The organism is Flavobacterium aquiphilum, assembly GCF_027111335.1.
In the GTDB taxonomy this organism is placed as follows: Bacteria; Bacteroidota; Bacteroidia; order Flavobacteriales; family Flavobacteriaceae; genus Flavobacterium; species Flavobacterium aquiphilum.
Genome location: NZ_CP114288.1, coordinates 2,139,971 through 2,153,396 on the forward strand (window position 1 = coordinate 2,139,971; position 13,426 = coordinate 2,153,396).

Here is a 13,426-nt window from a genome sequence, read left to right on the forward strand (position 1 = left end):
TTACCTAAGTGTTAGATTTATAGAAAATGTTGTTTCATTCTCTTCATTTTTGCCAAAATGCGTTATTAGAACCTTATCAACCCATTTTAGTTTTTCAATTTCTTCAACCCATTTTGTAAAATCTTGGTTGGCAATTGTAGTACCCGAAATTACAATAGTTTTATCTTTTGTGACTATTGCTTCATCGGCTTTGATTTTTTTCTCCAACGGGTTGAAAGTTAATTCTGTTAATAAGATAGAGGCAGGGACTTTATTGGCGATTTCATTGATAATCAAAGAACTTCGGGAAGATATTCTCCCGTCTATTCCTTTTGCTTTTTCCTCTTTTGCAATAATTCGTTGTTTTATTTTGCCGACATTTTCAATCGCAGATTTATTCACTAATAAGATTTCGGATGATTCTTGGGCTAACTGATAATAATGCGTAAAAAACATAAAATTTAAAAGTAATATTCCCAATAGGATTCCGACCATTATTTTGAAGCCTTTATTGAAAAAAGCTTTTTGGTTATAGTCGTTATACAACACTTCGCTAAAGGATATTATTGAACCGGTATTTAGAGTGTTATTTATTATCAATCTTAAAACTCCTGAAAAAGTTAATAACTGTCTGTTTTCAATTTGAAGGTCATTAATGTTATAAGTTATTGCAGATTCTAATGGATTAATGGTGATTATCTGATCTTCTGCAAGTGCTATTCGTTGATGATTTGTGTACAGTTCATTTTCATTGGCATAATCAATGATATCAATAACAGAACAGATACCAAGACTCATTCCGCCGATAGTTATTTTTTGATTTTGATAATCCTTAAGCAAAGTGTCTATATAAGACTTTCTCGCAATTGCAATAACCGATTTTGTCTTTAATCTCCAGATTTCGTAATAAAACTCGTCCCAGTTTGTGTTTGGAAAAGATTTATGCAACAGTTTTTCATCAGATGCTTCTATGCCTGGAATTTCTTTTTGAATTACCTGATTCGAATTTATAACTAAAAAAAAGGGAAGCTTGGTATTCCATTTTTCTGCTATTTTCCCATTATAGCTAACTCTGTCTTTTTTAACAATTACAAGGCCTTCTTTTTTCTTTTCAACTAGAAGCAATGCAATTTTTTCTTCATTGTTTGAAGTGAAATGTTCAATGCCAATGTATTGATTTCCTAGTAAAAAAGTATTTAAGGATAATGTGGCCATTAGTAAATAACAGTAGGTTTGATTAACACGCTTAGTTTTTTCTTAGAATCTTCTCTTTTTCGGGAGCTAAAGAACCATTTTACAACCGGAATTCTTGATAAAACCGGAACTCCAGTTCCCGAGTCATTTTTTACCGATTCTTCAAGTCCTCCCAACACGATTAAGTCTTCGTCTTTTACTCTAACAATTGATGTGAATTCTCTGGAATTGATTCCCGGAGGCGCATTAGCATCAACTTTTTGGCCATTAAAACTAGATTGTATTACTTTAATATCCAAAGTAATCTGACCGTTGCCGGAAACCAATGGCATAATACTAACTGATAATTCAGCATCAATAGGTTGATAATTTTTTACTTCAGAAGCCTGAGGGATTTGGGAACCGTAATAATTTTGATTTGTGACTACATAGTAGGTTGTTTCTCCAATGGACAAATAAGCTTTGTGCCCATTTAGGGTAGATAACCTAGGGGAAGAACGAATTTTTAAATTTCCGTTTGTTTCCATCGCTTTTAGACTTAAATAAAAATTAGGAACAACTTTCCCTATATTCAAAGAGCCAAATCCGCTAAATCCGTCAATGATTTTGTTAATTGTTGTTGCTCCTAAATTAATATCGGCGTTAGGGAATACAGTTCCGGAAGTTGTTACCGGCTTGTCCCCAATTCCCGCCTTGATGCCTGTTTCCACTTTTGCGTTACGATTTACCTCCAGAAGCATCACTTCAATTAAAATAACGGGAACTGCTTTGTCAATATATTTTATAAAAGACTCAAACCGTTCAATATTCGCAGCAGGACCATTTACTAAGAAACTATTTAGTTCCTTATCAATTTTTATATCTAAATCTTTTTTTACTTCATCAGGGATAATAGTTAAAATTGATTCTGAAGAACCACTGCTATTTGCTCCCGATGACGAATAATTGCCAGCACTATTGCTAGAGTTACTGTTGGCATTTGAGTAATTGGAATTAGAACTCGATCTAGTACTGTTGTTACTTGTGGTATCAAAAGAGTTATAATTGGAATAATTATTCGTGTTGCTTAATCTACCTGCACTTCTGCCTTCTTTGGATGGGTCATTCAAAATTTCGATGGATCGGTACATTAAAGGAATCAATTTAATATTTCTGACTACAAGTTGGTCTTTAGTTCCAAAATAATAAACAGAACCATTCTTTTTAAAAGTATAGCTAGAGGCGGATGCCATTGAATTATTACCGTTATTACTAAATTGTTGTGAATTATTGTTTGATGAAGAATTATTGTCCGCTTTTGTTTCAAAAAGTTTTACCAAAAGTTCATCGAAAGTAATGTTTTTTGCCTTTACTGTTGCGTTTCCGGCGCTTTCCAAAGGGCTGGATATAAACATATCCAAATCAAGTTCATGGCCTATGTCATAAACGATACTTGAAATTGGTGTGTTTTCAAAATCAACATTGAGCAGTCTTTTCTCGGCATCTAGAACCGTAAAGAAGAAATTAGATTTTCTTGGTCGCTGTGGTTTATTTTGTCTTACAGTTGCGCCATTAGAATCAGGAGATCCTTCAGTTACAAAATTTCCTTCAAACTTATCAAAAATGTAAAAATTGTCCCTAGATTTAGTGACATTCAAATTATTAGCAAAAGCCAATTTATTTAAAGCCGCATCAAAAGGCATATTTTTAATATATGCTGTCAATAGATTATTTTCTAAACCCGGTGCAAAAACTAAATTTTTGCCACTTTCATCCATGATTTTTTTGAAAACATCGTATAATTTATCATCCTTCAAATTCAAGGAAAGTAAATCTTTTCCCAAATCATAGGAAACATCAATAATTTTGTCCTTTTGAATTTCTTTTGGTTTTTCGTATGGTTTTATTGCGAGAATATTTCCACTAAAATCAATTGTAAGATTGTATTCCTTGCATAAGAATATAAGCAAATCCCCAACAGTTACATCTGAAAAATTGTTTACAATATTAATTTTATTTAAATTGGTGTCAATGCTAAAATTTAATTTATGGATTTGAGACACGGCCAATAGAAAACTTGATAACGAAGCTTCTTTGATGTTAATATTAATCTTTTCGTTTAATCCCGGCGTATCGGCAGAAATAGCTTCAATATTGTTTTTAAGCTGTAATATTCTGTTCTCCTGTGAAAATGAAATTTGAAAAAACAGTATTGTAATTAGGGCAATTATTTTTTTCATGAATGGTATAACTGTATTTTTTGGGTATGTATTTTTATATCTATAGGAGTAAAGAAAAAACTTCATCAACAGAAGTAATGCCTTCTTTTATTAATTCTAAAGCATTACGCTTTAATGTAAAAATGTTTTTTTCTTCTAAATAATCATTGATATCCAGTTGATTGTTTTTTATCAAATTGGATAGTTCTGATCCAATTGGTAATATTTCGTAAATCGCTTTTCTTCCTGAATAACCTGTATGATAGCAATGTTCACAGCCTACTGAGGTATGGTGTACTGTAAGATCATCTGGAATTTTAAATCCGCTTGGAAAGATTTCTGCATTTATAGTTTCTTCAGTTTTACACGAATCACACAGCTTTCGCACTAAGCGTTGTGCAACACTTATATTGAGTGTACTTGCTATTAAGAATGAAGGGATTCCCATGTCAATTAACCTTGAAACTGTAGCCCAGGCCGAATTAGTGTGTATAGTTGATAATACTAAATGTCCCGTAAGGGCAGCACGAATCGCCATATTGGCCGTATTTACGTCACGTATCTCACCAACCATAATAATATCTGGATCCTGCCGTAAAAAGGTCCTTAATGTTGCAGCAAAATCAAGCCCAATATTTTCTCTTAGCTGAACCTGATTAATTCCTTCAAGAGTGTATTCAATAGGATCCTCTACAGTTAAAATATTGGTGTTGGGAAGATTTAATTTTTTTAAGGTGGCATATAATGTTGTTGTTTTTCCTGAACCTGTTGGGCCGGAAATAAGGACGATGCCGTTTGGTCGTTTTATATTTTCAAGATAGGCTGCTAATTCTTTATCTGTAAAACCTAGAGAGTTTATGTCTATATGACTGGTGTCCTTACTTAAGATACGCAATACCACTTTTTCGCCATGTAAAGTTGGCAAAACAGAGACGCGGACATCAAAATCCTCAAAATCTGTAACAATAGAAATACGACCGTCCTGAGGGAGCCTTTTTTCAGAAATATCGAGTTGGGCTCGAATTTTAATTTTATTTACAATAACCGGATATTCTTCGGTCGAAATGTGAAATTGTTCTTTCAGTTTTCCATCCAATCGGAAACGAACCCGTGCATTTTTTTCGTAGGGTTCAAAATGAATATCACTGCTTCCTATTTCCTTTGCATTCAATACAATCTTCTCCAAAAAATCGGTTGTATAATGAATATCCGAAACATTACCAGAAGTTTTTCGGTAATTCGTGCTTAAATACCGATTGATATTTTCTGTAGAATCTGTTTGTAACTCAACCTGAAAACTAAGTAAAATGCTTAATTCATTTTGTAGGGAGGTTATATCAGAAGCATCCGTTTTTAATACAACAGCCTGCTGATTTTTACAGAAAGGAATTATTCTGTAATGGTAGGCTTGTTCTGATTTCACAAGCTGCTGAAATTCTATTGGGATATCAAAATTTGCCATCTAAAATGCGTATAAAAAAGTGCTGCTATAATAGAAGGAGACCAGATAAATACCACCAAAAAAGAGAGACATATAACCAGCTAAGGGCACTGTGGATTTTTCTTTTTTATAATTTAAAACCAAATGTAAAATCAATGAAAAAACTAGCGAAAACACAAATAAAACAATAAAAGAGACTATGGAAAACGTAGTGGTGATAAAAACAAAAAATAATACATCACCAAGTCCGATTGTACTTTTAAAATTTAAGTTTCTAAATCTAAGATATACTAAACTTATGCTTAAAATAATGCCGACAAACAATAAGTTAAATCCTAGATTATACAAAGCAATTTCAATAGGTAAATTGTTTAACTGAATAATAAAAGCCAAGATTCCGATGGTTGGGTATAAAAACCAATAAACAAGTCTGTTTTTAAAATCCTGATATAAAACAACAAGAAATACGAAAATTAATAATAATTTTAAATACCACATTAATCATTTACGATTTGCTTTGGAACACCATTTTGATCAATTTCCCAAACATTAAAAACTCCATTTCCATTAAAATCAGTAATAGCGGTAGCTTTTACTTTAAAATCACTATTGCTTGATTGTACAATTTCATAAACATAGTTTGCACTTCCACTTTCTTTTGTAGTCTTTGGTGCTTCAAAATCAATTTCAGTAAAATCCGGACTGTATTTAGAATACATGAAGTAATACTGTTTTTCTGCATTATAAATTGCCTTTAATTGAACTTGTGCTTCTACACTTTTGGCTTTTGTAATTAAAGGCATAAGGTTTGGTAAAGCTATCAATAACAAAATCCCTATAATAGCTAATACTATCAGCATTTCTTGGAGATTGAAAGATCGCAATCTTTTAGTTAGGTTTTTCATCAAAGCAAAGTATAATTAAATTTTTACAAATATATCTTTTTTATTAAAAAAACAACATGAAATTTTGTGAGAAATAATCTCTTTCAAAGTAGTGCTTTAAACTCTAAAGATAAATGTAGAATTTACACATTATTTTATGGTTTTAATAATAATTTTTTTATTTTAGTAAAAAATTAACACGAAAAGTAACTGATGATTTTGTCCGATTTATAATCTAATAATAATCAACAGATATACCGTTTACAGCCAGTATCTTACAAAAAAACAACATTAAAATAAATCGCAATAAAGAATAGTACTTAAATGCTAAAACTCATTTTATAAATATGAAAAACAGGAATAATTGACAAGATGACTAAGCAGTTTCTTAATTGTTTGATTTTGTTGTATTTGAAAATACAACACCTCCATCACCACATTCCATGTAGTTAGCCAACTAATAATACATCTCCTAAGTAATTAAACCAGCATCTAAAATATATCAGCTCCTTTGTCTAAATAGAAATAATTAACTACTCTCATTAATAATTTTATTATGCACTTGACCCTTCCTCATTCACAAACCAACCTTTTGTCAATCCTTAAATGCCAATATTTCTTTGTCCGATTGACAAATACTTTATTAGTTTTGTTTTTTTTATTCCTAACTACTGAAAAAATTTCAGCACAATATATTGGACACGAACAATTCAATGTATATTCTCCAAACACTTATTCTCTTGGTCAATACGGCGATATTCCTGTCAATTTATCCCTAGGAATCCCTGAAATTAGCGTGCCTGTAATTAAATTTTCTGATAAGGATATCAATCTCGACATATCATTATCCTACCACGCATCCGGTATTAAAGTTGACGAAGAAGCCTCTTGGGTTGGTTTGGGCTGGGCATTAAATGCCGGAGGGGTAATTACCCGAGAAATCAGGGGACTTCCAGATGGCTATAAATATAATGGAAATTTACAGACCAGAAATTCTATTTCCGATTGCAATAACTGTTATAATGCTACTTCAGTAGGGAACTATGTGAATCAAATTAAACAAAATCTAAGAGATGGAGCTTTAAATGTAACCGATAATGGTTCAGATATATTCTACTATAATTTTAACGGGAGGGCTGGTAAATTTTTCTTGGACGGAACTGCCAATGCCACCTTAACCCAATATGAAGATTTTAAAATTCAGTTTGTAGCTGATGGTATTACAAATGACCCATTATATACCGGGGGAGATTTTATCATTACTGATGAACGAGGTTTTGTTTATGAATTTAAAGCTCATGAAAAGATACGCGCAATTGATGGAGGAACCTCATATGTTGGCGCATGGTATCTTTCCAAGATAACAAGCCCTTCAGGAGGGCAGCTCACATTCGAATATAAAGCGGGCGGTAAAATATCTTCTGTTTATCAGAAAAGATGTTATAGCGAAGCATATTTTGCGGTCGGTGAAAACAGCCCCACGCATACTATTCCCAATCAGTATACAAACACATGTATTACTCGTGGTGACGACGTTGAGGGAATTGTGCTGACTAAAATTACAAGCTCAACTGGAAATTCAATAGAGTTTGTAACCTCTCCTAATCCAAGGCTCGATAGTGAATCAATGACAGACAATCAGCTTGATTTTATTATATTGAAGGACAAAAATAATCAACAGGTAAAGAAATTCCGTTTTAATTATAGCTATTTCCAAGCTAATAACTCCAAGAAAATAGGATTAGAATTTGGTGGTGGAATCCAGTGCCTTAATTATCGATTGAGATTGGATTCATTTCGCGAAATAGCTTTAGATGGTAGTGAACAAAGTCCTTATCGATTTGAGTATTTTGGAGATAATGATCCACAAACTGACGATCCTTATACACTTCCCTATCGCTTATCACCTTGCCAAGATCATTGGGGGTATTACAATAATAGTTTTAATCAAACAATTTTCCCAAGTAATCCACAGGATAGGCCTTTCCGTATTGATGGCTGGTCCAGTTTTGTGATGTCGGGTACGTATGGTGCCGGAACAAATTTTGCATTTGGTATAAGCAATGGAGGGACAAGAGAGCCAGACGCAGTGGCAACTAAGGCATGTGCCTTAAATAAAATCATATTTCCTACAGGGGGATATACACATTTTGAATTCGAAACACATTCTATAAATTATGAGAATTACAATTATTTATGGCCGATAACCGGTGGCTTAAGGGTCAAACAAATTGAAACTAAGGAAAGTTCCTCTTCTGTTCCTGTTATAAAAAACTATGAATATCCGGATTATATGTCCAGTGAAAAATGCTTTTTCAGTTCAGACAATCCTTATTATACTTGGTACAATTCGGGTTATGATCCTATACGTCCCGATCTTGAAGGAGACTGGAGGAAATTAGCTGCTTTTGGAGTACCTGCTTATTTAGCAGTTAACAACAGGTTTATAGTCCGTGTTGAAGGTGCACCTCAATTAAGACTTGGTGCAGGAACCAATGCGATCTACACTGGTGTCAAGGAAATATCACCTGGTAACGGTTCTACCGTATATAATTACAGCTTTGCTCCCGATTTTGAATTTGGAGGTGATTTTAATTTCGAAGGAGTATCACTTCCGGGATTGTTTAACTCGGCGTTGGTTCAAACAGACTATATATATACTTCTCCTCCAACTTTTCAAACTCAAGGTATTTCCTCCTGTACATTCCCTTTTCCGAATTTCCTTAACAATGATTGGAGACGAGGACATCTATTGACTAAAGAAACTTACGCAGAAAATGGTACATTAGTCTCTAGGGATTCTATTACTTACGATATTCGTGCACTTAAAGCGGTACCTGGCTATAAAGTAACAGCATTTGGAGATGAGATTCAATATTTCTACGCCCGATATTATGATATAGGCGGTATGGCTAAACCTATGAAGCAGGTAACAAAACTATTTGATAGCAATGGTAAATATATAGAGACAGTAAAAGAACTTGAGTATAACTCTCCTTACCATAAACAACTTACACAGACTAGGGAATATGATAGTAAGGGAAATGCTATTACAACGAAATATTTTTACCCAACCGAGTATGCTACCACTCTTTCCAATCTGAAGGATAAACACATTATTGCTCCTGTGGATGTCCGTAGTTATCGTAATTCGGACCTTATTGCAGGCGAACAGATTCAGTATGGTACAAATGGTTTACCTTTAACAATACACAAAGCAGAGGTGTCTGGTGCGGATATTACTTTTAATCCGCAGTCCCCCTATACTTTCAGTCCTAAACTCTCAAACACCTATGATACTAACAACAACTTGAATAGCCAGACCGTTACAGACGGAATTACTTATGTCTATATTTGGGGCTATGATTCTCAATATCCTATTGCAAAAATAGAGAATGCAAGCTATTCACAGGTATCCAGTCAGGTAGCCAATTTGCAATCAAAATCCAATCTGGATAATGATAGAAAAATAGATATCATAAATTCAGATGGTACAATAAACTATCAGGGTAATGAAGGAGCATTGCGTTCCGCTTTGGCAAACCTCAGAAATTCTCTTCCCAACGCCATGGTAACAACCTATACCTATGATCCATTAATAGGAGTTACAAGTATAACAGACCCCAAGGGATATACAACGTATTACCAGTACGATAATTTTAACCGTTTGAAACAAGTTATTGATGCACAGGGGAATATCCTTTCAGAGAACCAATACAATTACAAACAATAATTTTTTTAAATCATGAAAAAATACTTACTTATTCTGTTTTTGTTTTGTATCAATTGTATCAATGCTAAACCTATTAATCACAATAATGGTAGTCTTCCAATAGTTCCACCAAATACACAATATCCGGATTACTATCAAAGTTTTGAATCTCGTTTTTTGGTTGACTCAAATGATTGGACTTCTGATGGAGCTAGCTGGACAATTCAAGTCTATAATAATTATTTGATGATCTTTATTGACGCTTCCTGGGATTACAACCAAACAATGACAACAGGAACGATCGCTACAATAAATATATCACCGGCTCTACCCAATATTGAACTGGGGCCGATTTATAATAATAGTGGAGAAACAGGATATTTTGCCAAAATAGAAGACAACCATTTAGTGATTTACACTTTGGATCCAAATAATCATCCCTATTTTAGCTATTTCTTTTTAAGTTCTACCATTGATTTAAGTTGCATAACCAATTGGTATAAGGACAATGATGGAGATGGATATGGTGATTCAAATTCAATTCCGATTTCTGATTGCTACCAGCCAGTTTATAATTATGTATCAAACAATTCCGACTGTGATGATCAAAACGCTAATGTTACTGCTGGACAAAGTTGGTATTATGACACCGATAACGACGGATTTGGAGACGCTAATTCCAGTCCTGTTTCGGCATGTTCAAAACCCTATGGGAACTTTGTGTCCAATAACTTGGACACCTGTCCAAATGATTACAGTATAGCAAATAATGGATGTCCGCAAAGCCCACCATTAATAAACGAAAATTATGTTCGTGTAATTACTCCAACTATGTCTTCAACATCTGTTGATGGGTTAACGACTTCTCAAAAATTAGATAATATCACTTACTTTGATGGTTTAGGTCGTCCGATGCAAAAAGTAGCCATAGCTGCCGGGGGTAATTACCAAGATATAATCACACCTATTGGATATGATAATTATGGAAGACAAGAAAAAGAGTATTTATCGTATGCAGAAACCTATAATGGAGGATTATACAGAAACAATGCACTACAGGATATCTTCCCTTTTTATAATACTTCCAAATATGAAAACACCGTCAATCCATATTCGCAGAAAGAATTTGAGCCTTCTCCTCTCAACAGGGTATTAAAACAAGCGGCTCCGGGCAATGCTTGGAAATGGGGTAGTGGGAATGAAATAAAACTAGATTACCAAGCCAATAGTAGTGTGGACCAAGTAAGGCGTTTCAGTGTATCGTTTGTTAACGGTAATAGTGAAGATCCCTCTCTGGCAGACGATGGGATCTACGTCATTAATCAATTATCCAAAATGATTACCAAAGACGAAAATTGGAAACCAATTGATAATAAGGACAGAACAACGGAGGAATTTAAAGACAAAGAAGGTCATTTGGTCTTAAAAAGAACTTATGACAATCAGGTTGCTCATGATACGTATTATGTCTATGATATATTTGGTAATTTAACTTATGTATTGCCTCCTTTGGCAAATGGCATTATTGATAATGCTACACTTAATAATTTGTGTTATCAATACAGATATGACAATAGAAACCGTCTGATAGAAAAAAAACTTCCGGGAAAAGGATGGGAATATATTGTTTATGACAAACTGGACCGTCCGATTCTTACCCAAGATTCCAATCTGAAAATTCAGAATAAATGGCTGTTTACCAAATATGACGCCTTTGGTAGAGTAGTATATACGGGCGAATATGTAAATGGAGCGGATCGAGCTACAGTACAAAGTCTGGCCAATGGTAATACGGCACAGTTTGAAGTCAAACAGGGAGCCAATAGTATAAACGGAACCATTGCGTATTACAGCAATACTGCTTTTCCTAATTCAGGAATCGATTTGTTTACTATCAATTATTATGACGATTACGGCTTTGATATTCCCGCAGGTGCTCCTTCTGGAGGGGCAATTTATGGAGTTACACCTATCACTAATGCCAAGGGACTGGCAACGGGTAGTAAAATTCGCATCTTGGGAAAATCCGATTGGACCACCAATGTTATTTATTATGATACCAAGGGAAGAGCTATTTGCAATTACAGCAAAAACAATTTTCTGGGTACAACCAGTATGGTGAACAGCGATCTTGATTTTATTGGCAAACCAAACCAAACCACTACGACGCATAAAAAAATGGGATACGCTGATATTACAATTATTGACAACTATTCATATGACCATGCAGGCAGGTTATTGATTCATGACCAATCCGTGAATGGACAGACACCGGAAGTTATTGTTAGTAATAATTACGATGAACTTGGACAGCTCTCTAGTGTGGGAGTGGGTGGAAAAACTTATCAAAATCGTTTGCAGACTATCGATTACACTTACAATGTTCGTGGCTGGCTGAAAGGGATCAATGATGTTAATGCAATAGGGAATGACCTGTTCAGTTTCAAACTGAGTTATAATGATTCTACTGCTCCATCACCTTTGTTTAATGGGAACATCAGCCAAAGTTTTTGGAAAACAGCCAATCAAGATACCAGTTTGAAAAGCTATAATTATACTTATGATGCTTTAAACCGATTGACTAATGCTGCAGACAATCAAAATAGGTATTCCGAAGTTTTAAGTTACGATTTGAATGGTAATATAAAAACATTGAAAAGAAACGGAAACCAAATTCTTGGGACGGGCAATTATGGACTGATTGATGATTTAACGTACGAATATTTATTGGGTAATCGACTCAACAAGGTAAGTGATGCTACTGGGTATGCCGAAGGATTCAAGGATGTTGTAAGTTCGATTGATTATGGCTATGATGCCAACGGAAATATGACCAGTGATATGAATAAGGGAATTGCAAACATTTCCTATAATCAACTAAATCTTCCCGTTGCAATACAAATGGCAGGAGGAACAATCACTTATGATTATGATGCCACAGGAACAAAATTGCGTAAAACGGTAAATGGTAACATTACTGACTATGCAAGCGGATTTCAATATTTTAACGGAAACCTGCAGTTTTTCTCACAACCACAGGGGTATGTGGATTGGAATAATGGGAATATTGACTATATTTACCAATACAAAGACCATTTGGGTAATGTTCGTTTAGCCTATAAAGATGGGGATAAGAATGGAGTAGTAAGCAGTGGCGATATTCTTTCGGAGGATAATTATTATCCTTTTGGATTAAAACAGAGAGGATATAATGAAGCAAATGTAAATACGAACAATAAGTATAAATACAACGGAAAAGAACTGCAAGACGAGCTGGGGCTTAATATGTACGACTATGGAGCGAGAAATTATGACCCTGCTATTGGTCGTTGGATGAACATTGACCCCCTTGCTGAGAAAATGAGGCGATGGTCGCCATATAATTATTGCTTTGACAATCCACTGCATTTTGTTGACCCTGATGGAATGGGGCCAACAGATTGGTTTGTCAATAACATAACGGGAGCAGTAGTACATGTTGAAGGTCAATCTAAACTTACTCAGGCAACTGCTGATAAAATTGGTGCTGGTGATGCGAAAAACTACGATAGATTAGGAGCTGATAATATGTTTGGTGATAAAGTAGCCTATGGTAGCGACAGTAATATACGTGATAATGGACCAATGGTAGTTGAAAATCCTGAAAAATTCATGGAGAACCAAGGCTATGAGAAAGCTGAAACGGTTAAGATTAAAGAAATGGAAATTGTTTCAGGTGGGCCAATGGGGAATGAAGAAAGGATTTCTGCAACACACAATACTTTAGAACAAAAAGGGGATAGTAAAACAACGTATGTTAAGCCAGAAAAATTAGATGTAAAAACTGATATGAAGGTTACCAAGTCTGAAGGACCATATAGTAGCATTGAGACCGCAAAATATACTCTTACAAAACCTTATGGGCAAAGTAATGAAAAAACAGCTATTTACGGTTCAAAAGCAACCAGCGAAAATGTTTTAGGAGTTTTAGGTATTATTGTTGATGCGCTAACTCAATTTCTTCAAAAATAAAAATAGT

The 13,426-nt window shown here is 34.4% G+C and carries 6 protein-coding genes; 2 read left to right on the forward strand and 4 right to left on the reverse strand.

Translation table 11 applies throughout. The features are described from left to right. The 4 genes from OZP12_RS08935 to OZP12_RS08950 form a co-directional block, all read right to left on the reverse strand. Nucleotides 1-1,194 (reverse strand): general secretion pathway protein, encoded by a 1,194-nt coding sequence (locus OZP12_RS08935; protein ID WP_281228746.1) that lies wholly within the window; start codon nucleotides 1,192-1,194, stop codon nucleotides 1-3. After that, entirely contained in the window at nucleotides 1,194-3,392 is a 2,199-nt protein-coding gene (locus OZP12_RS08940) for a type II secretion system protein GspD (protein WP_281228747.1), read from the reverse strand. Before OZP12_RS08940 ends, OZP12_RS08935 begins: the two co-directional genes overlap by 1 nt. A gap of 40 nt (nucleotides 3,393-3,432) precedes the next feature. Then, nucleotides 3,433-4,833: a GspE/PulE family protein gene (locus OZP12_RS08945; protein ID WP_281228748.1), complete on the reverse strand. Its 1,401-nt coding sequence runs from the start codon at nucleotides 4,831-4,833 to the stop codon at nucleotides 3,433-3,435. A 476-nt stretch (nucleotides 4,834-5,309) separates the two neighbouring features. Further along, nucleotides 5,310-5,717 carry a type IV pilin protein gene (locus OZP12_RS08950; protein WP_349293572.1) on the reverse strand — a complete coding sequence of 136 codons (408 nt, stop codon included), beginning with the start codon at nucleotides 5,715-5,717 and terminating at the stop codon, nucleotides 5,310-5,312. Between the two features lie 535 nt (nucleotides 5,718-6,252). Between OZP12_RS08950 and OZP12_RS08955 the strand changes: the two genes are divergently transcribed. Together OZP12_RS08955 and OZP12_RS08960 are read left to right on the forward strand one after the other, a co-directional pair. Further along, complete coding sequence (locus OZP12_RS08955; RefSeq protein WP_281228750.1) at nucleotides 6,253-9,429, forward strand: RHS repeat domain-containing protein; 3,177 nt, start codon at nucleotides 6,253-6,255, stop codon at nucleotides 9,427-9,429. 12 nt (nucleotides 9,430-9,441) lie between these two features. Continuing rightward, nucleotides 9,442-13,419, forward strand: coding sequence for a DUF6443 domain-containing protein (locus OZP12_RS08960; RefSeq protein WP_281228751.1), 3,978 nt, complete (start codon nucleotides 9,442-9,444; stop codon nucleotides 13,417-13,419). Nucleotides 13,420-13,426: the final 7 nt, after the last annotated feature.